Source organism: Paenibacillus cellulositrophicus (assembly GCF_009363095.1).
In the GTDB taxonomy this organism is placed as follows: domain Bacteria; phylum Bacillota; class Bacilli; order Paenibacillales; family Paenibacillaceae; genus Paenibacillus_AQ; species Paenibacillus_AQ favisporus.
In genome coordinates this window covers 640,090-666,123 of the sequence record NZ_CP045295.1, presented here as the reverse complement: position 1 = coordinate 666,123, position 26,034 = coordinate 640,090, and the positions used below count along the sequence as shown (strand labels likewise).

The 26,034-nt window shown below is 52.7% G+C and carries 19 protein-coding genes; 10 read left to right on the top strand and 9 right to left on the bottom strand.

All coding sequences use genetic code 11. The annotated features are described in order from the left end of the window. The first annotated feature begins 41 nt into the window (after nucleotides 1–41). Nucleotides 42–914 (top strand): sugar phosphate isomerase/epimerase family protein, encoded by an 873-nt coding sequence (locus tag GCU45_RS02925; protein WP_152398008.1) that lies wholly within the window; start codon nucleotides 42–44, stop codon nucleotides 912–914. Between the two features lie 97 nt (nucleotides 915–1,011). Here GCU45_RS02925 and GCU45_RS02920 read toward each other — a convergent pair whose 3' ends face one another. From GCU45_RS02920 to GCU45_RS02900, 5 genes are all read right to left on the bottom strand, one after another. Next, a complete protein-coding gene (locus GCU45_RS02920) occupies nucleotides 1,012–2,688 on the bottom strand; it encodes a DUF11 domain-containing protein (RefSeq protein WP_152398007.1) in 1,677 nt (558 codons plus the stop codon). Beyond that, nucleotides 2,685–8,999 carry a DUF7507 domain-containing protein gene (locus GCU45_RS02915; RefSeq protein WP_244364410.1) on the bottom strand — a complete coding sequence of 2,105 codons (6,315 nt, stop codon included), beginning with the start codon at nucleotides 8,997–8,999 and terminating at the stop codon, nucleotides 2,685–2,687. The genes GCU45_RS02920 and GCU45_RS02915 overlap by 4 nt, the downstream gene beginning before the upstream one ends. A 613-nt stretch (nucleotides 9,000–9,612) precedes the next feature. Next, nucleotides 9,613–10,248 carry a helix-turn-helix transcriptional regulator gene (locus tag GCU45_RS02910; RefSeq protein ID WP_152398005.1) on the bottom strand — a complete coding sequence of 212 codons (636 nt, stop codon included), beginning with the start codon at nucleotides 10,246–10,248 and terminating at the stop codon, nucleotides 9,613–9,615. 116 nt (nucleotides 10,249–10,364) lie between these two features. Beyond that, entirely contained in the window at nucleotides 10,365–10,604 is a 240-nt protein-coding gene (locus GCU45_RS02905) for a ferredoxin family protein (RefSeq protein WP_076171713.1), read from the bottom strand. A gap of 22 nt (nucleotides 10,605–10,626) precedes the next feature. Next, on the bottom strand, nucleotides 10,627–11,697 hold the full coding sequence (locus GCU45_RS02900; protein WP_152398004.1) for an Mrp/NBP35 family ATP-binding protein: 1,071 nt from the start codon (nucleotides 11,695–11,697) through the stop codon (nucleotides 10,627–10,629). A 453-nt stretch (nucleotides 11,698–12,150) separates the two neighbouring features. Here GCU45_RS02900 and GCU45_RS02895 point away from each other — a divergent pair, with 453 nt between their 5' ends. From GCU45_RS02895 to mnmH, 5 genes are all read left to right on the top strand, one after another. Next, nucleotides 12,151–12,516, top strand: a complete 366-nt coding sequence (locus GCU45_RS02895; protein ID WP_425281283.1) for a globin domain-containing protein — start codon at nucleotides 12,151–12,153, stop codon at nucleotides 12,514–12,516. 32 nt (nucleotides 12,517–12,548) lie between these two features. Continuing rightward, entirely contained in the window at nucleotides 12,549–13,091 is a 543-nt protein-coding gene (locus GCU45_RS02890) for an NADPH-dependent FMN reductase (protein WP_152398003.1), read from the top strand. A 179-nt stretch (nucleotides 13,092–13,270) separates the two neighbouring features. Further along, nucleotides 13,271–14,296, top strand: coding sequence for a M15 family metallopeptidase (locus tag GCU45_RS02885; RefSeq protein WP_152398002.1), 1,026 nt, complete (start codon nucleotides 13,271–13,273; stop codon nucleotides 14,294–14,296). A gap of 224 nt (nucleotides 14,297–14,520) precedes the next feature. Next, nucleotides 14,521–15,570, top strand: coding sequence for a selenide, water dikinase SelD (selD, locus tag GCU45_RS02880; protein ID WP_152402738.1), 1,050 nt, complete (start codon nucleotides 14,521–14,523; stop codon nucleotides 15,568–15,570). A gap of 11 nt (nucleotides 15,571–15,581) precedes the next feature. Further along, on the top strand, nucleotides 15,582–16,676 hold the full coding sequence (mnmH, locus tag GCU45_RS02875) for a tRNA 2-selenouridine(34) synthase MnmH (protein ID WP_152398001.1): 1,095 nt from the start codon (nucleotides 15,582–15,584) through the stop codon (nucleotides 16,674–16,676). 559 nt (nucleotides 16,677–17,235) lie between these two features. On the opposite strand, the gene GCU45_RS02870 is transcribed toward mnmH, so the two are convergent. Further along, a complete protein-coding gene (locus tag GCU45_RS02870; protein ID WP_152398000.1) occupies nucleotides 17,236–18,417 on the bottom strand; it encodes an MGDG synthase family glycosyltransferase in 1,182 nt (393 codons plus the stop codon). 367 nt (nucleotides 18,418–18,784) lie between these two features. Next, entirely contained in the window at nucleotides 18,785–19,333 is a 549-nt protein-coding gene (locus GCU45_RS02865) for a TetR/AcrR family transcriptional regulator (protein ID WP_163875822.1), read from the bottom strand. Between the two features lie 145 nt (nucleotides 19,334–19,478). Here GCU45_RS02865 and GCU45_RS02860 point away from each other — a divergent pair, with 145 nt between their 5' ends. Then, nucleotides 19,479–20,243: an SDR family oxidoreductase gene (locus tag GCU45_RS02860; RefSeq protein WP_152397999.1), complete on the top strand. Its 765-nt coding sequence runs from the start codon at nucleotides 19,479–19,481 to the stop codon at nucleotides 20,241–20,243. Between the two features lie 33 nt (nucleotides 20,244–20,276). Here GCU45_RS02860 and GCU45_RS02855 read toward each other — a convergent pair whose 3' ends face one another. Beyond that, complete coding sequence (locus GCU45_RS02855) at nucleotides 20,277–20,477, bottom strand: hypothetical protein (RefSeq protein ID WP_152397998.1); 201 nt, start codon at nucleotides 20,475–20,477, stop codon at nucleotides 20,277–20,279. Between the two features lie 226 nt (nucleotides 20,478–20,703). Between GCU45_RS02855 and GCU45_RS02850 the strand changes: the two genes are divergently transcribed. Next, a complete protein-coding gene (locus GCU45_RS02850; protein WP_152397997.1) occupies nucleotides 20,704–23,103 on the top strand; it encodes a YcdB/YcdC domain-containing protein in 2,400 nt (799 codons plus the stop codon). A 95-nt stretch (nucleotides 23,104–23,198) separates the two neighbouring features. Here GCU45_RS02850 and GCU45_RS02845 read toward each other — a convergent pair whose 3' ends face one another. Then, nucleotides 23,199–23,768 carry an LOG family protein gene (locus GCU45_RS02845; protein ID WP_116230032.1) on the bottom strand — a complete coding sequence of 190 codons (570 nt, stop codon included), beginning with the start codon at nucleotides 23,766–23,768 and terminating at the stop codon, nucleotides 23,199–23,201. A gap of 234 nt (nucleotides 23,769–24,002) precedes the next feature. On the opposite strand from GCU45_RS02845, the gene GCU45_RS02840 reads away from it, so the two are divergent. Continuing rightward, complete coding sequence (locus GCU45_RS02840) at nucleotides 24,003–24,383, top strand: potassium channel family protein (RefSeq protein ID WP_152397996.1); 381 nt, start codon at nucleotides 24,003–24,005, stop codon at nucleotides 24,381–24,383. A gap of 149 nt (nucleotides 24,384–24,532) precedes the next feature. Then, nucleotides 24,533–25,927, top strand: coding sequence for a protoporphyrinogen oxidase (locus GCU45_RS02835; protein WP_152397995.1), 1,395 nt, complete (start codon nucleotides 24,533–24,535; stop codon nucleotides 25,925–25,927). Nucleotides 25,928–26,034: the final 107 nt, after the last annotated feature.

The window sequence follows — 26,034 nt, the reverse complement described above, 5'->3', positions numbered from 1 at the left end:
CTTTTATAAGATTCAGCATAAACAAGGGAGAGGTGACTGGAATGAACAATAAAATCGGCGTTATTGTCGACAGCTTTCGGGTCGGGGTTCGGGGAGGACTGGCCAAGGCGAAGAAGGTAGGAGCGGACGGCGTGCAGATCTATGCCGTGAGCGGTGAAATGGACCCGGCTAACCTGTCTGCGGCGCAGCGCAAGGAACTGAAGAGCTATATCGAGTCGCTGGGACTGGAAATTTCGGCGCTGGTGGGCGACCTCGGCGGATACGGTTTCCAGGATAAGACGGTCAACGCGGAGAAAATCGAGAAGTCCAAGCGGATTCTCGATCTGGCGGTAGAACTCGGAACCAGCGTAGTCACGACGCATATCGGACTTGTACCAGAGGACAAGAACAGCGAAATCTACCAAACGATGCACGATGCATGCGAGGAACTGGCTTCTTATGCCACCAGCATGAACGCTTTCTTTGCGATCGAAACGGGCCCTGAGCCTTCCGCACGACTGAAGGATTTCCTCGACGGACTTGGCTCGAAGGGCGTATCCGTCAACTTCGACCCGGCAAACATGGTTATGGTTACCGGCGACGATCCGGCTGAAGGGGTGCACAACCTGAAGGATTACATCGTACATACCCACGCCAAAGACGGTATCCGTTTAAAAGAAGTACCTGCCTATTACATCTATGAAACACTTGGCTTCGAGCCGCCGGCCAATGAGAACAATACTTTTGTTCCCGGAGAAGGACAGTATTTCCGCGAAGTGCCGCTGGGCGAAGGCAGCGTGAACTGGCAGAGCTATTTGCAGGCGCTGAAAGATATCGGCTATCAAGGATACTTGACCATTGAGCGCGAGGTCGGGGAGGATCCGGAGGCGGACATTTCCAAAGCGGTGCAATTTTTGAAGCAGTTCCGGGGATAATCAGCCACTTGGCAATGTATGAACCACTCCTCGAAAAATGAACGAATGACAAAACAGCGAATGCGATCGATAGGATCGGCATTCGCTGTTTTTGCTTTTATTCATCTTCTGTGTTGACGGTAATGCTGATCGTTTCGGATACCCATTCCCGTTCATAGACGCATCCGTCGACTTCCGCCAGGGTCCGGAACAGAAAATAGCCGTTTATTTCCTCAAGCTGTCCGTCCACCGGATCGGGAACCTTGGCTGTATACCTGAACGTCAGTGAACCGCCAGGGTCCACGGAGCCCAACAGGACATCCTGGGGAGGATGAACCGCTTTGCCGTTTACGATCACGGTGCCTGCCTGAAAAAGAATGGGATCCTGCATCCAGCCGATGAGAACCACGGACGCTCCTAAGCTTCCACGGTTATACAGTTTAACGGTAATCAGCAGTTCATCCCCTGGCTCAAGTACGTAATGGGCGGCATGTGCCGTTGCGGTCAGGCTGGGGGCCAACAGCTCCACCATGGCCGTTTCGGGTGAGGTGCGCTGGCGGACGATCCGGCCGTCGGGCAGGTGGAAGGCGTAAGAGACGGTTGCTTCGTTTGGTACACGCAGCGGGGCTGCAGACGGTATAAACGGGTCAACGCTTGCTTCATAAGTGATGCTTACTTGCTGCCCCGGAGAAAGGGTCCCCAGGAAGAGCCCATCCATCAATGGTGATCCTTCCAAGTTTTGACCATTTAGCCGGACGCTGCCCGGAACGAGGGATAATCCCTGGGGAAACGCATCCTGCAGCGTTGCATCTACTGCTTGGCTGCTCGTATTTTGCACCGTACATTCGTAACCGATCATACAGCCGATGGTTGCCCGGTTTCTGTTTGACTTCTTGCTGAGACTGACTTCAGGGTTGATCACGTTCACTTGAAGCTCATTGGCCATGGCCTTATACTCCATCCCATCAATGTAATACTTCAAGCAGCTTTGGATGACCACAGAATCGGTGTCCACCATCCCGACTCTTAAGCTGACCCTGATGCGGATGGAAGCGCCGGGAGCGATCGTCCCAATCGGAGTTCCATTTTCGGGCTGTACGTCCGGGTACAGGACGTCATTGATGACGACACTGCCCTGTACAAATGTTAATCCCGGTGGGAGCGTAATAAAGATCACCGCTTTGGATAGCGGTACACTCCCTTGATTCGTCACCAGAAGTTCGTAGAACAGTATATCCCCGATAAATGTTTGGAAGGTGCTGACGTCGGCGATCAGCGATACGGAAGAAGGTAGTACGGACAGCGTCACCGGGTTGGAGGCGATGGAGCCGCGTACCGTTCTTCCCCCGAGGGATTGGAACGAGTACTCAGCGCGTCCTTCATTGGTGATTTGCAGCGATGGGGGGATCGCCACCACGATCGCCTGAAACACAACATACACTGAAGCATCAGGCCCCAGCATGCCGAGATCGATACCTGAACCGGGTTGAGCCCCCGGGACGGGGGCGCCGTTCTTCAAGACACTATTCGGAATAAACGACAAACCGGCTGGCAGCGGATCGTACAAGATCAAGCCGGCTTCGCGATTGCCATCATTGCGTATTGAAAAGCTGTAGGTCACCATTTGATTCAGCGAAACGATGCTATTTTGGACAAACTTGCTGAACTTCAGCAATGGACCGATCCATGGCGTATCGACGGTATTGGAGTAGGCTACCGACTCAGCTCCACCAACGCTAAAGCGGACCATGGTTTGATTTTTTAAAATAAAATCAGATGTCAGCCCGGACTTCATAGGGTCGTCACCTGTACCTGGAACGTCACGATCACGGTGTCTCCAGCCCCGATGATGCCGACTGTAATGCCAGTATTCGGATTGGCGGTCGGTCTAGGCGTTCCGGCGACCGTAACACTGCCTGGTACAAACGCCGAACCTGTCGGTACCGGGTCAACAAGCACGACGCTGTTGACGGCTTCGATTCCGTTATTTGTGACGGCAATAGAGTACGTAATGATGTCTCCGACGACCGCGTCAACGGACGGTGTGCTTTTGACGACGGAAACGTCAGGCGACGAAACCGGAATCGTCAGTACGTTGGATAGGGAAGTTCCGGTAACGACCACCCCGTCCGGACGCGTAAAGGAGAAGTTCACGGTTGCCTGGTTCACGAGCTGCTGCGGGTTTGGCAGGGTATCCACCGTAACTTCCATGGTAACGGTCACATGGACGGTCTGGCCAGGATTGATCGTGCCGACGGAGAATCCGGTTGACGGGTCCGCACCTGGCAGCGGCACGCCGTTTACCTGAATACTGTTAGGGACAAAGACAGCTCCGCTCGGAACAGGGTCGGTTAATGTTCCTGTCGCCGCAATGTTGCCTGTATTCGTCAGCGTTACCGTATACACGATCGTATCTCCAACCGTGGCGTTCGTCGTATTGGCCGTTTTATTGGCACTGATAATTGCCTGATAGACAGGGACGGACGTAACGTTGGAGAACGCGGTGCCGGTGAATGCACCAGAATTGAACGTTACGGACGATTGGTTGGTCAGGTTGCCGTCGTCAGGGATGGACAGGACGGTTACGTTAAACATCACGGTTACTACTGCACCAGGGGCGATCGTACCCAGCTGAATGCCAGCCGCCGGATTGGCCGAGGGCTGAGCAGTTCCGTTAACCGTTACGCTGCCCGTTACAAACTGGCTCCCTGCGGCGATCATATCCGAGAAGACTGCATTGGTGACATTTTCAATTCCATTGTTGGTTACAGTGATGGTATAAGGAACCACCGTGCCCACCGAAGCTTCAGCGGCACCGGAAGCTTTGACGACGGCGACGTTTGGCGCAGATACCGGAATCGACAGCGTATTGGAGGCAAAAGAACCGTTGATGACCCGGGAGTCCGGAAGCGTGAAGGTAAAGGCTGCGGTCGCTTGGTTGGTCAGCTGCTGGGTTGGCGGTACCGCATCAATAACTACTGCCGAGAACGTGACGACCGCACCTGTCACGACAACCCCAAGGGGAATTCCTGAGGCCGGATCGGCTCCTGGCACCGGCTGGCCGTTGAGAATTACGCTGTTTGGCACAAAAGTCGTTCCGGCAGGTAGTGTGTCCGTTAAAGTGACGGCCGCGCCGAAATTGCCTGCATTGTTCATGCTAACGGTAAATACGACCGTATCGCCGATGGTTGCATTGGTCGTGTTGGCGGTCTTTTGCGCGGTGAAGATCGGCTCAAATACCGGGGTAGTAACCGTATTGGAGAAGGTGACCCCGGAGAAGGTACCCGACGTAAAGCTGACCGAAGACGTATTTGCGAGCTGGGCAGGCGTTGGCAGCGAGGTTACCGTGATGTTAAAAGACACGGTAACCGTTGCCCCCGTAGCAATCGTGCCGATGATGATGCCTGTGGCCGGATTGGCTGCAGGCCGGGGTGCACCGTCGACTGTGACGGAACCGGGCACTAAGGCGGCACCAGGCGGAATCGGGTCGGTAAATAGGACGCTGCTGACCGTTTCAATCCCGTTGTTCGTGATCGTCGTCGTGTAAGTCGCCGTATCGCCGACCGTCAGCGCGGTTGACGGCGTGCTTTTGACGATCGTAACGTTGGGAGCGGATACCGGGATGGTCAGTATATTGGATACGGCGGTCCGGGTAAAGGAACGGCCGTCCGGAAGAATAAAAGTACCTGAGACGGCGCCTTGGTTTACAAGCTGCTGCCGAGATGGTAGCGAAGTGATATTAACCGAAAATACGGCTGTCGCCGCCTGTCCCGGATTGACGACGCCGACAGGTATGCCTGTGCTAGGACTTGCCCCCAGAATCGGTGCCCCGTTAACCAGAACGCTGTTTGCGACGAAAATGGTCCCTGACGGAATATTGTCCGTTAACGTGATCTGAGCAGGATAATTTCCCGTGTTCCCGATCGAGAACGTATACGTGACGGTATCGCCTACAGTGGCATTTGCGGTACTTGCCGTCTTGGCCACAGTTGGCACGGCGTTGAATACCGGAGTGGTCACGCTGTTGGAATTGGCAAGTCCCGAGAAACTCCCTGACGTAAACGTTACAGTTGCCTGATTGCTTATGATCCCGCTGACGGGAACGGAATTTACGGTGACGCTGAAATTTACCGTGACAGTGGCGCCGGGATCTAGCGGTCCGAGCGAGATGCCAGAGGACGGATTCGCGGTCGGGGCAGACGTGCCGTTAATCGTTACGCTGCCGGTCACAAATGACGCGCCCGCCGGAATACTGTCGGTAAACTGGACGTTGTTGACCGTTTCGATCCCTTGATTGGTGACCGCCACAGAGTAGACGAGGGTATCCCCAACGGTCGTCGAAGTCGTGGCCGTCGTTTTGACCACGCTCACGTTCGGCGCGGATACGGGAATCGTAACGGTGTTGGATAATGCGGAGCCACTCAGCGTCCGGCCGTCAGGCGGCATATACGTAAAATTGGCCGTCGCCTGATTCGTGATGAATTGCGGGCTCGGCAGCGAGTTGATCACCACGACAAAAGTCACAACTGTGCTTGCTCCGGGTGCGATTGTCCCTAGATCGATGCCGGCTGCCGGGGATGCGCCCGGTATTGGAAAGCCGTTTACGATGACGCTATTGGGAGTAAACGTAGTCGAAGCCGGAATCGTATCCGTCAGCGTAACGGCTGCTCCGAGATTACCGCTATTACTGACCGTTACCGTGTAAGTAACGGAATCGCCGACGGTGGCATTGTTCGTATTGGCACTTTTGGACACAGCGATTTGCGGTTGTATGACAGGCGTCGTCGTAATATTCGAAGACGCGGTTCCTGAGAACGTGCCAGATGTAAAGCTTACGGTTGACTGGTTGTTGATTTGCGATGGAATCGGCATGGTTATCCTCACCTCAAAAGTTACGGTAGCCGCAGAACCAGGGGTCAGGGTACCGATTGAAATGCCCTCGGACGGAACTGCTGACGGGCGCGAGGTACCGTTAACAATTACGCTTTGAGGAATAAACGAAGCGTTTGAAGGGACGTTGTCGATCAGATTGACGTTGTTGACATTGGACGTTCCGTTATTCGTGACTGTGCTTGAAAAAGTCAGGACGTCCCCAACGACAACATTCGGCCTCGAGGCTGTTTTGACAACGCTAACGTTCGGAAGCGCTACAGGAATCGTTACTGTATTGGACGCTGCAGATCCCGTAACTTGCCTGCCGCCCGGTAATGTATAGGTATAGGATGCCGCCGCCTGATCCGTAAGCTGTCTCGAAGCGGGCAGGGAAGTAATCGTAACAACAAAGCTGACCGTTACCGCAGTGCTTGCCGCGAGAGAACCCAGAGGAATTCCGGTCACGGGACTAACGCCTGGAGCGGGATTGCCGTTAATGAGCACGCTGTTTTCAATAAATACGGAGCCAGGCGGAATATTATCGGTCAGCGTGACGGCAGCAGCCGTGTTGCCGGTATTACTTACTTGAAGCTGGTAGGAAAACGTGTCTCCGACCGTGGCGTTTAGCGTACTGGCCGATTTCACGATGTTGATGACCGCCAAGAAGACGGGGATAACCAACGTGTTGGACAGGGAGGTACCGCCAAAGGTGCCGGACGTAAAAGCGACGCTGGCCCGGTTACTCAGCTGCCCTGTGCCTGTCAGGGAATTGACGCGGACTTGGAACGTTACGACGGCAGAGGCCCCTGCACCCAAAGATCCGACGGATACGCCGCTCGCGGGATTTCCGCCGGGAACCGGGGTTCCGCCTACCGTCACGCTCCCGCTGATCAACGATGTCCCCTCAGGTATCGGGTCCGATACGATGACATTGTTCACAGGCCCGATCCCGTTATTGGTCGCTGTAATGGTGTAGGTTATAACGTCCGATACGGTCGCCGCCGACGTGTTGGCGCTCTTGACCACCGTCACATTTGGCGCCGAGGCCGGAATCGTCAGGGTGTTGGAGGTTGCCGATCCCGACAGGCTGCGCCCGCTTGGCAGCTGGTAGTTATAACTGGCTGCTGCCGTATTGGCCAGCGACGACGGAGAAGGGAGCGAGTTCAGCACGACCTGGAAAGTGACGGTAACGGAGCCCCCTGCTCCCACGGTCCCTGCGCTTATGCCTCCGGTTGGAGTGGCCCCTGGCACTGCTGCTCCTCCAACTGTAACCGAGTTCGCTACGAAGCTGGTTCCTGAAGGAATGTTATCGGTCAGTGTAACCTGGGCTGTCCGGTTTCCACTGTTCCGGACCAAAAGCGTGTATGTAATCGTGTCGCCAACCGTGGCGCTTGAGGTTGAGGCGCTTTTGGCAATCGTGATGACCGGCTGATAGACGGGAGTCGTAATCGTGTTCGACACCGCCGTCCCTTGAAAGGCACCTGAGCTGTACGCTACGGTCGACTGGTTCGACAAGGCTCCGGATGCGGGGACGGATTGAACAGCAATCTGAAAAGTTACCGTAACGGAGCTTCCTGCTGCCAGAGTTCCCAGGGATACACCGCTGGCGGGATTAGCTGATGTCACCGCTGTGCCGCCGACGGTTACACTGCCGGATACGAAGGCGGCACCAGAAGGGATGGCATCGGTGAATACGGCATTCGTCACGGCTTCTGTACCGTTATTGGCTACTGCAGACGTATAGGTCAGCGTCTCTCCTACAGCAATATCCGAGAAATTAGCACTCTTCGTAACCGTAATATTCGGCAGGGTTACCGGGAGCGTGAGCGTGTTCGACGATGCAGAACCCGATATCGTTCTTCCCGCTGAAGGCGTGAACGTATATGCAGCAACGGCCTGGTCGACAAACTGCGGTGGAGAGGGCAGAGAGTTCACCTGTACCCGAAACGTTACCGTCGCAGATGATCCCGCTCCAATACTGCCGATCGCGACCCCAGCTGCCGGATTCGCCCCTGCAATGACGGTTCCGTTAACCGTGAACGTGCCAATAACGAAAGAACTGCCTGTCGGGATGTTGTCGGTGAGCGTGACATTTGCGGCGATATTTCCGGAATTGGCCACCAAAATGGTGTATGTAACGGTGGAGCCTACCGTCGCATTGGTCCGGTTGGAGCTTTTGGTCAGCGTAAGGGCCGGCGACACGACGGTAACAGTGACCGCATTCGATGGGATTACGCCGGTAATCGTCGACCCGCCGGCAACGCTTTGGAAGGAGAAGGAGGCATTCGCTGTGTTGACTAACTGGTTGGAGGATGGTTGTGCCGTTACCGTTGCCCGATAAGTGACCGCTGCTGAAGTGCCAAAGTTTAACGTCCCTAGCGGTGCTCCTGCAACAATATCGTAGGTCGGGCGGGATACGCCCCCAACCGTTACGCTGCCGCTGACGAAGCTCAGTCCCGCCGGAAGTGTATCCGAAAGGACAACACTGTTGGCATTAGCAGTACCTGTATTGCTTACCGTCACCGTATACGTGATGACATCGCCGACAACGGCAGTCGTCGTGCTGGAGCTCTTGGCTACGGTGATGGCCGGCGCGTTGATGTCCACCTGAATCGCATTCGCGTTTACCGCATAAGCATCTCCTGAAGTCGTGAGAACCAGTACTGCTGAAGACTGGTTGTTGACAAGCCGGGAGGAGACGTCGACATTCGTGATATCCCAGCCCTGCCGGCCCCCAATGATGTTGCTTCCGGGCGCTCCGTTGGTCTGATTGCGGGTCCCGAACGTCCCGGTCGTATTCAATTGGCCGGCATCGTTGTTAATCTGGGATGCAAAAAAGTTGTTGGCAAAGTTGTTAGGGCCCGACAAGGCGGAAGCCGTGTTAGATGTCGGGCCGAACAATGCCTGGTCACCGGTCCGGTTGGCATCGCCTTCCTGGGCGCTGAACAGCGCTCTGCCCCCCAGCGCGCCCGAAATTGGGGTAGCAAACCCCGTCAGGGTCGTCGTAACCGGGTCGGAGTTGGCCTGAACCAGGACGGCGCCCGCACGGATCGACATGTTCCGGAAGGGAAGGGAGGGATTCTGGTAAATGACGCCCAGCGTCCATCCGGCGTGATTTCCTGTAGGATCGTTAGCGATGACAATGGTTCCCACTACGCCGCCGGTCGTATAAGTACCTGCACCTCCTTGCTGAACCAGCGATGTAACGTTCGCGGACCGGACGTACGCTGTCATTCCGTTTCCGAAATCTATCGAATTGGCGGTTGCCGGATCGGGAGTAACGCTGTTCGTGCCTGCCGGCGTAATAAACGTAACAGGATTGTTAATTGAGCTGCTGAGATTAACGCTGCCTGAAATAATGTAAGATCCGCCCCAGATCAGTTCGGCATATAAAACCGTACTTCCAGTGGGAAGGGATAATACAGCCGAAGAGCTGTTGCTCTGAAAAGCGTTCGTCGTTCCTGCCGGATAGCTTCCAAAAACCGAGCTGGTGCTGGTCGTCGCAAACGCGCCAATACTGTCGAGCGTTCCCGGAACGCCCGTCGTGTCCGATCGGCTGAGCCCGAGGGTATTCCCGGTAAACGTGATCGCTCCCGTAGCATTGAAAGTTGCTCTAACGATTAGAGGAATATGACCACCCCCTTTGTGTCAAATCCGGAAGAGACGAAAGAAAGGATCTGAAAAACAGAATGGCACAATTCAAGGTATGAAGGATGAACCGGGGGTATGTGAAATTGCGGGGCTGAAATCAAAAACTTATCATTCCGATCGCGCAAAAAAGATCCGCAAGCTTATCCACACACAGCGATCTCATCCCAAATGAGAGGTTTGTGGCAGACCTTGCGGATCATCGGTGGGCTTTGCGGATTTTATAGACACATTTTCGATCGCCCATGGCGAGACACTCGTCGCGGGATACCTCGGCCCCGAGTAGCGATTCGAACAGCTTCAGCTCGCAGGCGCACGCATGATTGTATTTTTTCGCAATTTGCGATATCGGACAATTATGTTCGAATAAGGTATATTCATCTTCATTGTTTTTTTGAAGCTCAACCATATAGCCGTTTTCGTTTTGAATTTCGGCCAGCTGTTCGACCTTTTCGGCAAAGTCCTTGCCTTCCATTTTACCGGCATGGTTTTTCAGCAGCGAATCGCCCCGACGGTCAAAGAGGTGGTTCACCATTTCCGTCCCTGCATCCTGCTCGAGTTCCCCGAGAAGATCCAGCGTAAGCGAATGATACTTGTTGGGAAAAAAATCTTCAGCCTGCTCTGTCAGACGATAGATCGCGGAAGGTCTTCCCATCGGCTGCCGAATCGTCTTGGATTCGATCAAGCCTTCTTTTTCTAGCGTGTTGATATGGCGTCTGACCGCCATGCTGGTGATACCAATAAACTCCGTAATTTCCTTTGCACTGAGTTCGCCTTTGGTTTTCAGCATCTGCAGTATTTTGTCCCTGGTTGAAATATCCAGCTGTTGATTCATGTTAACACCGCCTATTCACTGATCCGGGCCATACATTTCTTGGTAAAAATGAATTCAAAGTATAAACAGCCTGTCGATTTGGAAATCAACAGGCTGAACCAATCGCAAATCGTCAATTATTTGGATTTGTAGAAGTTTTCCGCTTTTTGAATCATATGTTTTTCTTCTTCCGGAAGATCGGTATCATAGTATACCGCACCTACCGGGCAGGCAACTTCGCAAGCACCGCATTCGATGCAAATATCCGAGTCAATAAAATATTGATCCGGACCTTCCTCGATACAATCGACAGGACATACATCCACGCAATCGGCCGCTTTTTCGTCTATGCAGGCCGAAGTAATTACATAAGACATTTGTTTCACCCTTTCAAATTAATTAAATATCATGGTTAATAATTCTCTGAGCCAAATTCATAAAAATACGCCATTGCTCGCTGTCATCCCCAAATACGGCCAGGGACTTCTCCGGGTCCGCCGACTGGCCGGGCGCAGAAAGCGGGATCTCGGCCAGCAGCTTGGTGTTGAGCCGCTCCGCGAGAGCAGCTCCGCCGCCTGTGCCGAACAGATCATGCCGCTGACCGGAGGGGTCGGTAAAATAAGACATGTTCTCGATGACTCCGAGGATCGGATGGTTGGTCTGAATCGCCATCTCACCGGCCCTGGCAGCAACATGATTGGCAGTAGGGTGGGGCGTGGTCACCAAAATTTCCGAGCACTGCGGAATTTTATTGTGAACATCCAAGGCAATATCACCTGTACCCGGAGGAAGGTCCAACACGATGAAATCGAGCGGACCCCATTCCACTTCATTCAGGAACGTGCTGAGCATCTTGCCCAGCATCGGGCCGCGCCAGACGACGGGCTTGTTGCCTTGTACGAAAAATCCGGTCGAAATAACCTTGATTCCGTGCCGTTCTACCGGTACGATTCGGTTATTATGCTTCTTCGGAAGATCATGAATTCCCATCATTTCCGGAATACTATAACCATAGACATCCGCGTCGATGATTCCTACGCGTTTACCCTGCTTGGCCAGTGCCGTAGCCAGGTTGACGGTTACCGTAGATTTGCCGACACCGCCTTTGCCGCTGGCGATCGCGATGAACGTCACGCCAGAATCGGCGGCGACGAGCGGGGAATTCATCAGCGTTGGTGCACGGCGTACCGATTTATTCAGCTTAATTGCTATAATATCATTTTTTTCTTCATTTGAAATGGCTTTAAACCGGATATGCACGTCCGCGATGCCGATTCCCTTCAAGGCGCTGACAATCTGTTCCCCGATGCTCTCTTTGCTTGCGGACATGACGGGATCCAGAAGCACCGATAGAGCGGCATGATCCTTATTGATTGTAATATCCCGGATCAAGCCGAGCTCAGCAAGGGGGCGCTCATGCTCATGGTCTTTCAAATGGGTCAGGGCAGCGACCAGGTCTTCTTTGGTCATGGTTGATCACCTTCATTCTCTATCTATGATAGATTGAACTGGTGCATGAAACGTCGTTTCTTCAGTCCATTCTATCCCTATTACAATATGGCTCAAAACAGCAGTACAGACCTTCTGTAGATAAAACCGGCGATTTCGAGCCGTTTTACGGATCTGTTCCCGTCGTGTTTTCCCATTACAGAACAGGTATGTACTATTATCAGAGTAATTGTAGTTCACACGGGTAATATAGTCAACATATATGTATATAAAGTAAAGAATATTTACGGAACAAGTATTGACAAAGGGAACGCTCAATTATAATAATTAGTATACGTTTATGTTTACTAATTAGGGGCTCACACCCGTGAAGGGAGGTTTAATTCCCCATTGGACTCGAATATGAATCAGGATCCCGGACAACGGGCGGATCAGGGGAATCGGGAAGCGCGCCCGACGTCTTTTTATGAGCAAATGGGCGGCGCAGACACGATGAAGGCGCTGGTGGAAGCCTTTTATCCCAAAGTGGTGGAGCACCCGCTGCTTGCTCCGCTGTTTCCGGAGAATATATTGCCTGTCATGAAGAAGCAGGAAATGTTTTTGACCCAGTATTTCGGAGGACCTCAGTTATACACGATACAGATGGGCCATCCCCGCATGCGGGCTAGGCATCTTCCGTTTGCCATCACGCCGAAGCGCGCGGAAGCTTGGATCGGCTGCATGCAGCAGGCCATGGAAGAGGTTATTGAGGATGAATTGCTGCGCCAGCAAATGATGGAGCGGCTTGCGATGACCGCATTCTTTTTCGTCAATTCGGATGAAGGCGAAGTCGAATATTAAAGGAAACTACAAACAGAAAAGGAGTTAACATCATGAAGCTGGTTGGAATATCTGGCGCGATCATCGGCAGCAAGACGGCTCTTGTGGTGAACAAAGTGCTGGAAGAGGTCAAGAAGCAGTATCCCGATGTGGAGACGGAACTGCTTGATATGAAAGATTACGATGTGCAGTTCTGTGACGGACGCGATCCATCGGCATATACTGACGACACTAAAAAAGTGATCGATGCGGTCATTTCCAGCGATTTTTGCTTGATCGGAACTCCGATCTATCAGGCGTCGATGTCCGGCGTGCTGAAAAACCTGTTCGACCTGATTCCGGTCACGGCGCTGCAGCAAAAGGTCGTAGGATTCGTCGCCACAGGCGGAACGTACCAGCATTATCTGGTGATTGAGAACCAGCTGAAGCCGATCGCGGGATTTTTCCGTTCTTATGTGGCGCCAGGCTATGTCTACGTCCATGACGATCATTTTAACGAATATAAAGAGATTACGGATCCGAACGTGTTGGAGCGGATTGAGCGGCTGGCCCACGAGCTTGTCTTTATGCAAAAACGGCTGAAAGGTTCGGAATAAGACCTGTCCCCAAAGAAGCGTACATATTTTAGCGTTGGATGAGTCCTGATCGAAAAGATCGGGGCTTTTTTTGTCGTATCTTCCTCCAATATGTCGTATAATAGATCCGGGTATGATAGATTTATAGTTTGATAGAAAGCCGTGGTCTTGAATCACGCGGTATTATTTGAGGTGAACACATGCGAAAATGGGCAACATTGATCGTTGCGGTCATCATTGTCGGCGGCGCGCTGATCTATTTTGCGAACAACAGAGGAACGGCCAAGGATGAGGCGACCGTAGAGAATCCTCCGGCTCTCGCCCAGCTGGGCGGCGGAGACCAAAGCGATAATGGCGGTACAGTAGATCCGGAAGGCACCAGCGGAGACGGAGATACTGCATCGGATAACGGCAGCACATCGGATACGGAAGGCACAAGCGGTACCGGCAGCGATGCCACGGGAGGCGCCGGTGACGGCACGACCGGTCAGGATGCCGGACAAACGGATGATGGCAAGGATTCCGCTGCAACCGGCGGCAATTCAGGCCAGAATGCAGGGAATGGATCGGACGAACCAGCTGGCGGAACATCGGACAACAGTGAATTTGTCAATACGTACGACGTTGAGCATGTCGTATCCAATCCGACAAGCGATACGGTACTGGTCAATAAAACGTATGGTTTGCCGGAAGGTTACGTTCCACCGGACCTCGTCTATCCTGACGTAGCATTCACGTTTTCGGAAAAAATAGACAAGCGTAAAATGCGCAAAGTGGCCGCAGACGCTCTGAAAGAGCTGTTTGACGCGGCCAAGCAGGACGGCGTTTACTTGGCTGGTGTTTCGGGGTACCGCTCCGAGTCCCGCCAGACGACATTATATAACAACTATGTGGATCGGGACGGCGTCAAAGCAGCCGATACCTACAGCGCGCGACCGGGCCACAGCGAGCATCAAACCGGTCTGAGCATTGACGTGTCGGGAACCGACGGCAAATGCGCCGCGGAGAGCTGCTTTGCCGGCACGAAGGAAGCGAAATGGCTGGCTGACCATGCTTACGAATATGGCTTTATAATCCGTTATCCGGAAGGAAAAGAATCGATTACCGGCTACAAATACGAGCCGTGGCATATTCGCTACGTCGGCAAAGACATTGCCGAAGACGTGACGAAGAAGGATATCACGCTCGAGCAGTATTTTGGAAGCGCGGTTCCGGTATCCAAATAAAGCAGGCTGCAATAAACAGCAGAAAGTTATGAAGGAAGCCCAGTTTATGCTTCTGATCATGACATTCTGCTGTTCTTTGTTGGGTTTGTCCAAATTGAAGCTGCATCCAATCAGGGAAAGGCTCATTTGCGTTTTTTTTGAGCGATGTGTACGATGGAATTTGCGGGTTTAACAAAATATCAGGCTGATGCCAATGATGAATATAGAAGGGTTGTGTCATGAATATGGATTCCGATTTGAATATTAAATTAACATCTTATTCCAGTAAGGGCGGATGCGGCTGCAAAATTGGCCCTGCCGATCTTAGCCAAGTGCTTCGCGGCCTGCCGCCGGCAGCGCATGATCCGAATCTGCTGGTCGGGCTCGATACGAGCGATGACGCCGGCGTATACAAGCTGAATGACGATTTGGCGCTTGTACAGACGCTTGATTTCTTCACGCCGATCGTGGACGATCCGTATTCTTTTGGTCAAATCGCCGCGGCGAATGCGTTAAGCGATATTTATGCGATGGGCGGAAAACCGCTGACGGTGCTCAATATCGTCGCCTTCCCGATATCCACGCTGGATAAACGCGTGCTGACCGAAATTCTCCGCGGAGCGGGGGATAAAGTCAAGGAAGCGGGCGCCACGCTCGTTGGCGGACATTCGATTGACGACAAAGAGCCGAAATTCGGTTTATCGGTCACCGGACTGGTGCATCCTGATAAAGTAAGAAGCAACGCGGGAGCTCGGCCCGGAGACAAGCTCGTCCTGACCAAGCCGATCGGCGTAGGCATCATGACGACTTCGATCAAGAAAGATCAGCTCACCCCGGAAGAAATCCGGCGGGTGACGGAAGTCATGTCGACGCTGAACAAGAAAGCGGCAGAAATTATGGAAGGCTATGAAGTCCATGCCTGCACCGATGTCACCGGGTTCGGCTTAATGGGCCACTCGCTTGAGATGGCCAAAGGCAGCGGGGTGGAAATCCGGATTCGCAAGCAGGATGTTCCCGTCCTGCCGCGGGTTCGTGAGCTTGCGGAGCAGGGACTGGTTCCAGGTGGATCCAAAAATAACTATGCGCATGTGCAGGACCATGTGATTTTCCCGGAAGAGATGGACGAGACGGACCGGTACATTTTGTGCGACGCGGTTACCTCCGGCGGCTTGCTCATTTCCGTAGGGCCGGATGAAGCGGAGCGTCTGCTTCAGGAGCTGGTGGATGCCGGCGTGGAAGCGAAACTTATAGGTGAGGTTACCGCACAACATAGCGGGCAAATTGTGATTGAGTAAGGAGCTGTATCATGTTTCAGGATATACAGATCGAGAAGCTTAATGAACTAAGAGCGAAAAATGAAATCACCGTCATCGATGTCCGGTCCCCGTCCGAGTATGCGGAATCAACGATTCCGGGAAGCATCAACATCCCTTTCTTCAATGATGAAGAGCGGGCGGAGATCGGCACGCTGTACAAGCAGGTGAGCACCCAGGCTGCGAAGGAGCGGGGCCTCGAGATTGTGTCCGCGAAGCTGCCTTCCTTCGTAAAGCAATTTGCTGAAATTCAAGGGAATAAGGCGGTATTCTGCTGGCGCGGCGGCATGCGGAGCCGTACGACGGCGACGGTGCTGTCCCTGATGGGCATCCATGTGCACCGGCTTGAGGGCGGCTACCGAACTTACCGGAAATGGGTGGTCGACACGCTTCAGAGCATGGACTTTGCTCCGGACGTGTACGTGATCCATGGCAACACCGGAACGGGGAAAACCTTGATTCTCCGGGAACTGCAGGAGAAGGGCTACCCGGTCGTTGATCTTGAAGGGATGGCGGGGCACCGCGGTTCCATTTTCGGCGAGATTGGCCTGAAGAGCAGCAACCAAAAGACCTTCGATGCCCTGCTGGTGGAGTCCCTGATCCGATATCAGGATTCTCCGTACATTCTGCTTGAGGCGGAGAGCAAGCGAATCGGAAAGGTGGTCCTGCCTGAATTTCTGGTCCAGAAGAAAGAGCTGGGGCGGCATATCGTGCTCGAAGCTCCGGTCGAGCTGCGGGTGAATCACATTTTGGACGATTACCGCCCGTGGGAGCATCCTGCGGAAAGCCTGCTTGCTTTCTCAAAGATCAAGTCGCGGATCCATACGCCGATCGCCCAGGAAATCGAATTCAGCATGCAGCAAGGAAATTATGGGGCAGCCGTGAGACTGCTGCTGGAATACTATTACGATCCGAGATATGCGCATACCACCGAGGCTTACGGCGAAGCTTTCCATCAGGAACCGGTACTTGCCATCGGGTCGGTTGAGCAGGCGGTACAGCTGGTCGAGGAACGGATTCAGAGAGAGCAGGAGCATGTCCAGGCAGCGGCGGAAGATGTACAAGTGAAAAAGCATCAATCCGTATAAAATTTAGGAATGGGAAGGGCCGGGGGACTGGTTCACCCGTATCATGCAAAAAGAAGGAATGCGCTGATGAGCGCATTCCTTCTTTGTTTAAGAGATCAGAAAGTATAAGTTTCGGAGCTTCTGCTTCCTGATCTCGCAAGAAAAACTTCAGCTAAACGCGGTCTGTCTTCTTTGAAGGTACGTCGATAGACGTTTTTTTTAAGAGATCAGAAAAGTATAAGTTTCGGAGCTTCTGCTTCCTGATCTCGCAAGAAAAACTTCCTCTAGACGCGGTCTGACTTCTTTGAAGGTACGTCGATAGACGTTTTTTTTAAGGGATCAGAAAAGTATAAGTTTCGGAGCTTCTGCTTCCTGATCTCGCAAGAAAAACTTCCTCTAGACGCGGTCTGACTTCTTTGAAGGTACGTCGATAGACGTTTTTTTTAAGGGATCAGAAAAGTATAAGTTTCGGAGCTTCTGCTTCCTGATCTCGCAAGAAAAACTTCAGCTAAACGCGGTCTGTCTTCTTTGAAGGTACGTCGATAGACGTTTTTCTTATGATCGTAAGCACGGATCAGCGTTACATGCTGGCCCAGAGACTGCGTCGCAGCTCCACCGGTCTTGCGCCGGCCGTGCGTGCGTTCAGCAGTTCTACGAGCTCCTCCGCGCACCGTTCCGGCCGATAAACCTCGCGTGGAGCGGAATGGTACGGGCTCATGCGGAAGCCGTGAGGTGCGGCAGCCGTACCGCCGATGCTAATCGCATGCAGCCACCGGTCCAGGACAAGCGGGCTCAGGACTTCCCCATAGCCGCCGCTGACAAAATATTCGCAGTTTTTCTCCTCTTGGCCCGGAATGGACTCACAGAACAGCATGGGCAGCCCTTTGGCCATCGCTTCGGTGCAGGTCATCCCGCCCGGCTTTGTAATGAGCAGGTCGGAGGCATCCATCCATTTGCTGACTTCCTTCGTCTGCCCGATCACAACGATATTCGGATGCGAGAATGCAGGCGAGCTCTTTAATTTGGATAGCAGTTTCTGATTATTCCCGACACAGAACACGAGCTGTACGCGGTACTTCCATTGGGCGAGCTGGTAGAACAGCTCTTTGTTTGCGACCAATCCCCAGCCGCCGCCCATAATGAAGACCGTCGGCATGTTTTTCAGCTTCAGCTTCCGCCTTACCACCGCTTTATCTTCCTTCGTCCAAAACGTCGGATGGACCGGGATGCCGGTTACGTTCACGCTGTTTGGATGAACCCCGCGTTTCAACAAAGTCCGGCGGACGGATTCCGTCGATACGAGAAACTGGTCCACCTGACGGTTCATCCAGGAGCCGTGTGCGTCGTAATCGGTAATGACCGTGCAGAGCGGAACGTCCAGTCCGGAAGCCTTCAGCCGTCCGATGATTGCGCTGGGGATCGGATGGGTGCAGACGATGAGGTCGGGTCTCAGCTGACGGATCACATCAGCCGTATGATTATAGAACAATTTATGGAGCGCCAAAGCGGTCAGACGCTTCAGCGGTTTGTCATGCTGTTTTCGATAAAGCATGCCGACAAGGGCCGGATTGGTGCTTACCGTGAGACGGTAGGCCGACAAGATCCATGGAGCTACGGTAGGATTCAGAAAAGAGCCAAGCTCGATTACCTTCGTATGCACATTGGGTTGAATTTCCTTCATGCCAGCAGCCAGCGCATAACCCGCCTGGGTATGACCGCTGCCGAATCCCTCGGATAATATGAGTACACGCTTCTTTTGCACGATTGTTCACCTTCTACCTAGATTAATTTTGGGCTTCGCTAGAGAGCGGCCCTCGTTTCTATAAAAAAGTTTGCTTATGTTATAAGTGGGTAAGCTTATGTAATTGAACCTGCTATAGTAACAGTGTATGCTTTCATGCGTTCAAACAAAACGGCCCGTGGACCAGTCTCAAACTGGACTTAAGTCGGGGGGCGCTGCTCACGTTCCACTTCACTGCCGTTGACCAGTGACATCATATTCATTAGACGCTTGAGAGTCACGGCAGCCCTGCAAATGGATTATAGAAACTGGATTCATAGGTTCGTGATCAAGTTCGGCTAGCATTCATTGAGAAGGGTGCAGAAGGGGAAAAGGTCGGTCCTGCGGGTTACGCCTCCGGCCGATTCAGCGGATACAGCGCGGCGCGCGTAAGCCATAGGGCCATCTCCTCGGCCGTTTCTTGCATTTGATGGTTCAGCCAATAGTAGATGAGCCCCATCATCCCGCCGGAGGAGAAGGAAGCCTGGAGCGCGTCTGTGGTGAAAGCGAGCAGTTCGCTCTTGATCACCTGGTCCAGCTGGACAGGGAAATCCTTCACATTCATCATGATGGTGTAGAATGCCGCATGCTGACGGATATGCTCAAACAAGGCCACGGCTGAAGAAATCGGTTTACCGGATTCCTCATAATCCTTCCTGGCCGACTCATGGGTATAGGAAGGATTGCGCATCGCGCTGCGAAGCGCCGTAAGAATGCCGGATGCGGTTTGGTTCAGCAGGTCATCCTTGTCGTAATAATGAAGATAGAAGGTCGAACGGTTCACGCCCGCTTTTTCCACAATGTTACGGATGGTGATCGAAGCGTAGTCCTTTTCCGCCATAAGACTGATTAAAGCCTCGGATAGATAGTGCTGGGTGTAGGTGACTCGTTTGTTCATATGTCTAATATCCTCCAGATGATATTGAAAACGCTGTAAAATAGACATTTTCGGCCAGATTGACGTTTGATCGCCAAATTGGACGGGCGCTATAATGATTATAGACAATGTGTTGTCTAATTCAAAGGTTGGAGGTAGGTTGGTCATGAAGCTACAAGACAAAGTAACGGTTATTACAGGTGCCGGATCAGGAATGGGAAAGGAAATGGCTCTTTTATTCGCTAAGGAAGGCGCCAAACTGGTTCTCGCTGATATCTCCCAGGCCTCTCTTGACCAAGTCGTTGCGGAAATTCAGCAGCAAGGCGGTACCGCAGTTGGGGTCATCGCGAATGTTGCCAAGGAAGAAGATGTGCAGAACATGATCGATGCCGCAGTGAATCAGTACGGATCGCTGGACGTTCTGGTCAACAATGCGGGAATTATGGATAAAATGGTGGCAGCGGCCGAAGTGACCGACGAACTGTGGGAGCGTGTCTTCGCCGTCAATACGACAGGCCCGATGCGGGCAATCCGCAAAGCGCTTCCAATTATGGTCAAGCAGGGAAAAGGCGTCATCGTCAATACAGCATCCGTCGGCGGATTGTTTGGCTCCCGGGCAGGGGCAGCTTATACGGCGTCCAAGCATGCCGTGATTGGTTTGACCAAAAATGTCGGCTACCAGTACGCGAAGCTCGGCATTCGCTGCAACGCGATCGCCCCGGGCGGTGTGGAGACTAACATTATGTCCGATACGCCTAGTATGGATATGAACGCGCTTGGCGTGCAGCAAGCGATGGCCGGCATGGGCGTGAATCCAAGAACCGGCAAGCCGGATGAAATCGCGAAGGTCGCTTTGTTCCTCGCCTCGGACGATTCCAGCTTTGTAAACGGTACGGTTATTACAGCGGACGCCGGCTGGACGGCTTATTAATCTCGCTTCACCCCGGATGGTTCGACTCATCCGCTAAATGTATACTTTCTGATTTCCTATTAAAAAAGCGCCGTCGTCCGTGCCTTTTCGGCACCACGATCGGCGCTGTTCTGCTTTCTTATTGCTGACTACCTGTGTCATTGGTTTGCGGCTCCAGGATTTACGTCCCCCGAGAACCGGATCGCTGGAAACCTTTTGCGGCTTCCCGGAATCGATTGTCCTCATTCTTTTCATCTGTAGATTCCTCCATCGTTATCATGTACGCCCGGAAACCGGGTCTAACTTCACGGCAAATCAAAGCTTCCGGGGTTCAACTGATTATAGCATAAATGGTCTTTCTGATTAGCACAAGATGCTGCGGCACAAATTTTTCCTGAAAAATCCAAATTGGAGGCCAATTCTCTAACGTCCCATGTTATAATCAAAATGGTTTATATTGGTATAACAGGGAGGAAGAAGGATGGGCGAACAACAACATGCCGCGGGCATGCCAAAAAATCAGGCAAAGGAGAGGAGCTTAAGAAACACATCCGTAGCCAAAAAGGTGCTTGCAGGCACACTTGGACTCAGTCTGCTGCAGGTGCCCTTGTTGGCATCAGCGGACACAGTCAGCGGGACTTCCGTTGTGAAGGATTCCGTAGTTTCAGCGTCCCAGGACAGCGGCTCCACAGCCTCGAAGGGACTCAATCCGGCTGACGCCAAAATTACGAAAGCCCAAGCGGAATCGCGTATCAGGTCTTTGTTTCCTGAATTGAAGGATGCAAAGCTAAACGGAGTAACCTATGGTGAGCAGAACGTGTACCCATCCAACACGAAGAAGGTATGGGAGCAGAATTGGACGATTCAACAGGGGAACCACTCGATGGGCTTCAGTACCGAAGTGGATGCGATTACAGGAGATATTCTCAGTTATAGTTATCCATATATGTACCCGTTAGACGATTCCAACACAGCCTATTACCCGCCGGCGGTTTCCGAGCAGGAAGCTCAGAAAATCGCCGAGGCGTTTATACCCAAAGCGGCTCCTTCTATTAAAGCAGGTACGATGAAACCGTCAAACCAGAACCTCTATTCATCCAACAAGGCGTTGTTCGGACCGGTTCAGTATTCATTTTCTTACACGATTGACGTCAATGGGATTCCTGCTGACAATGAGTCTGTGAGCCTGGACGTGGACGGCAACGGAAATATCATCCGCTTTAACCGCAATACTTACCAGGGGGATTATCCAGCGGCGAAAGCCACCATCAGCAAGGAAGATGCGGAGAAGAGGCTTGAGCAGGGCTTGTCCGTAACGCTGGCATACATACCGTCCACCTCGCTGTACGATACGTCCGCCAACCGGGAATGGAAGATCGGTTATGTTCCAGACCGGACATTGGAGCCGATTGATGCCAATTCAGGGAAGCGGATCGATACCATTTTTGGCAAGGATTTGGAAGGCCCAAGCCAAGCGGTTAGCTATACCACATTAAAGGCTTCCGGTAAATCGTTCACCCCGTACAAAGGCGGGCAGCTGACCTCGGACGAAGTGCTGCAGCGGCTTCAAGGCATTGCCCCAGGCCCGGATTACCAGATCCAATCAAATCTCAGCAATTATTGGGGCGGCACCGGTAAGCAAGTCTGGAGCTTGAACTGGAACAAAAGAACTGCCGGAATAAACCGCGATGACAGCAAGTACGCGTACGTGGACGCCGACACAGGGCAGCTGCTGAGCTACCATGAGTTCCAGTATCCGGATGCCGAACCGGCCAAAGCTACCGCTCCGTCCGTGACAGAAGCCCAGGCACAAGCGAAAGCCATTGAGCTGGTGCTTGCCCATTATCCGAATGCCGCCGAAGCTTTGAAGCTGTCAGATGCCAAAACATTGAATCCGGCATCGGGCACGGTATATCAATTCGTGTTCCAGCGTTTCTACAAGGACTTGCCTGTTAACGGAATGACTGTGAGCGTCTCCATTGACGGCAGCGGCAAGCTGCTAAGCTACAATGCGGATACCTACCTGTCGGATAAGGATATCAAAGCGTTAGATACCCTGACAGCAAAAGTTGATGCGAAAGACGCACAGCAGCGCCTGCTGGACGATCTCAGCGTGGAGCCGCGGTACATCAGCAGCGGCGGTTACCCAGTGGATAACACGTACGTGGAACCGACTGTTCGATTGGCGTATGTTCCAACGCTGAACGGAGACCGGAACGTAGGATATATCGATGGGGTTACAGGGAAAACCGAAGCATCAAGTCTGCTGCCCGTTTCGAACAAGGACAAGAGCGCTGCGCTTCCGAGCGATGCGGCAAACCACGCGGCAAGCAAGGATTTGGCGACGCTGCTCGAATACCGCGTGTTGTCGCCTGGTGAAGATGGCTTGCTCCATCCCGATGCGGAGCTGACTTTGGGGGACTGGATCCAAATGATGGCGAAAGGGGTTTACCCGGATCAAGGCTATTATGGGGGCCAGTATCAACCAGTCTTCACCGACGTTCCAGCCGACAGTCCGATCGCGGGAGCGGTACAGCTGTTCATGGATAAAAGCTGGCTGAAAGACGCGAAATCCTCGGAGCTGCATCCGGAGCAGAAGCTGACCCGTGAAGCGGTGGCCACCAGCCTGACCACGGCTCTGCATTACAACCGCCTGTCCAAGTTCTTCCAGCAGGATGCACAGGCGTTGTCCCTCTCCGACGCGAATGCGATCCAGGACAAAGGCGCTGTTGCGCTTATGCTGAAGCTTGGACTGATGGACGCCGCGGGGGGCAAATTCGACCCGGCGAAGCCGGTCACCAAGGCTGAAGCGGCGACCATTATGGTCCGCTTGGCACATCTCCAAAGCAAAGTGGATACCCCGCTTAACCAAAGATACTAGTCATTTTGCGTGATCGAGCCTGGGGTGCCATTACCCGGGTTGCCACTTGAACAACAGCCGCAGTCTCCGGACTGCGGCTGTCTGTATGTTAAGGCTTATTTAACGTAACTTTTAACGGCAGGGGCTTCATATTTACTCATCATGTCCAGCAATACAGACACATTTGGCTCAATGATGGCCATAGATTGGTACTGCGGCTGCATGAACTGTTCCCGTACCATATGCTCAAACAGGGAGATCATCGGATCGTAATAACGATTCACGTTCAGCATGCCAATGGGCTTGCGGTGAATGCCGATCTGGGCCCACGTGAACGCCTCGAAAAACTCCTCCATCGTGCCCGGTCCACCCGGAAGCGCAAGGAATGCGTCGGCGAGCTCCGCCATTTTAAACTTCCGGTCATGCATCGTGCCGACCACATGAAGCTCGGTCAACCCTTGATGCGAAATTTCCCGGTCTACCAGCACCTGTGGAATGACGCCGATGGTCTGCCCGCCTTCAGCAATGACCGTATCGGCCAGTACGCCCATGATCCCTACGCTGGATCCCCCATAAACCAGGGTCAACCCGCGGCGTACCATTTCTTTGCCCAGCTCGACTGCCGCTTCCCGATACGCCGGCGACGCACCGTAACTTGATCCGCAATACACAGCTAAATGTTTCATAACATAACTCCCTTCCTACGAGCCTTCTCTGTTTAGGTCTTTTTCATTATAAATGATTTTCCGGACCCATGGTCGTGAAAATCTCCTGCGTTAGGTTAAGCCAAAGTAAAAAACGCTACCCCAAAGTTCGTGTTCAAGTCACGGTTTATTGGATGGAAAAAGGGGAATATTAAGGGAGAATCACCACCCGAACGCGGACTCATTTACCAATATCTATGACAAGGCGGAACAACCATGATATCCTTTGTCTTGACCTTGAAACGGCTGCTGACCGGACTGCTTCATGCGTTTAAACTGAAAAATTTCCAGGTTTTTTTTGTCTTAATTGTTCTGCTGCTTGTTTCTGGCACGATTTTTTATACCACGGAAGAAAACTTGAGCGTCATAGACGCACTTTATTTCTGTATTACGACGCTGAGCACAGTAGGACATCCGGAATTCAAACCCAAGACGGGACTCGGCAAAATTTTTACGATGATTTATATTGTTGTGGGCACCGGCGTCTTTATGGGGCTGCTCAGTTATGTCGCTTACGGGGTCGTTCAGAGCAATCAAAAGGACGGCGATATTGATACGGAACGTGACCGTTTCAAGAAGAAGGCTAAGCAGAAATAAAATGTGAAGCAGGCGAACATATCCGCGGGATTCCGCGGTTTTTTTGTACGATTAACGTCACGAATGAGGAAGTCCGGGTACGAAGCACTATGTTATAATTTACGGGAAGGTTGAACATGCAGTCATCTTGGAAGCAGGAGTGAAGCGTCTTGAAAACAGTCGTCATTATCGGCGGGGGAATCACGGGGCTGTCAGCCGCGTATTATTTGCGCCGAACTTTAAATCAATACAGCGGGCAGACGGAGCCGGCGAACATCATTCTCGTTGAAGCGGAACAGACGCTGGGCGGAAAAATGCGGACCGTGTACGACGGCGGTTTTACAATGGAATCCGGTGCCGATTCGATTGTGACCCGGAAAACGAATGTGGCTCCGCTGATTCAGGAGCTGAACCTGGCGGATCAGGTTGTCTATAATGCGACGGGTATTTCCTACATCTATACGGACGGCAGGCTGAAGCAGATACCGAAGGATGCCGTCTTTGGGATTCCGACCAGCATCGAATCGCTTGCCACAACCGAGCTGGTATCCGCGGAGGGCAAGGTGGAAGCCCTGAAAGACCTGTATACCCCCAATGAGCATTTCACGAAAAATGATTCGGTCGGTGCGTTTCTGGAGGCCTTTCTTGGAAAGGAGTTCGTGGAGAAGCAGATCGCGCCCGTCTTGTCAGGCGTTTATTCAGGCAAACTGAGCGATTTGACGATCGCATCAACGCTGCCTTACTTGATCGATTATAAAAACGAATACGGAAGCCTGATCAAAGGGCTGTCCGAAAATCGCGCAAAATTTCAAAGCGGCGGGCAAAAAAAGTTCATGTCCTTCCAAAACGGTGTTTCAGCGTTGATTGATGCCTTAGAGCAGCAGCTGACCGGAACGGAGATCGTGAAGGGGGTACGGGCCGAATCCGTGGCCAAGGATGGAAGCCGTTATGCGGTGACGCTGGCAGACGGCCGCGTGATTGATGCTGACTATGTGGTGCTCGGCACGATGCACTATGCGGCGCAGCAGCTGCTTGCGGATCCGGTATTGGATCAGGAATTCAACCAGTTGAAGAACAGCTCCATGATCAGTGTTTACGTCGGTTTCGATCTACCGGATGCCGAACTGCCAGCAGACGGCACGGGCTTTATTACGGCCGATGGAAGCGACATTACGTGCAATGCCTGCACATGGACAAGCCGGAAATGGGAGCATACCTCCCGTGAACGTAAGCTGCTCGTGAGACTCTTTTACAAAAGCAGCAATCCACGCTACGATGAGCTGGTTCAGCTAAGCGAGGGAGAGCTGCTGAACGTTGCGCTGGAAGATATCCGTAAGAGCCTGGGGATTACCGGCGAGCCGGTTACCCACGAGGTCACGAAGTGGCATAATGTGATGCCGAATTATCATATCAAGCACCACAGCATCGTCAAGGATCTGGAACAGAAAATGGCCGAGCGGTTCCCGAACATCTATCTGGCCGGATGTTCCTATTATGGCGTCGGCATTCCGGATTGTATCGCTAACGGCGAGCAAACGGCATATAAAATCGCTGCACAACTGTAGGCACAAAAACGATCAAAAAGCGAATACAAGCGAATAGAGCGAATATGCGCGAACAGCCGCCCGAAAGGGCGGCTGTTTTAACGATAGACATGCATCCAATTCCATAA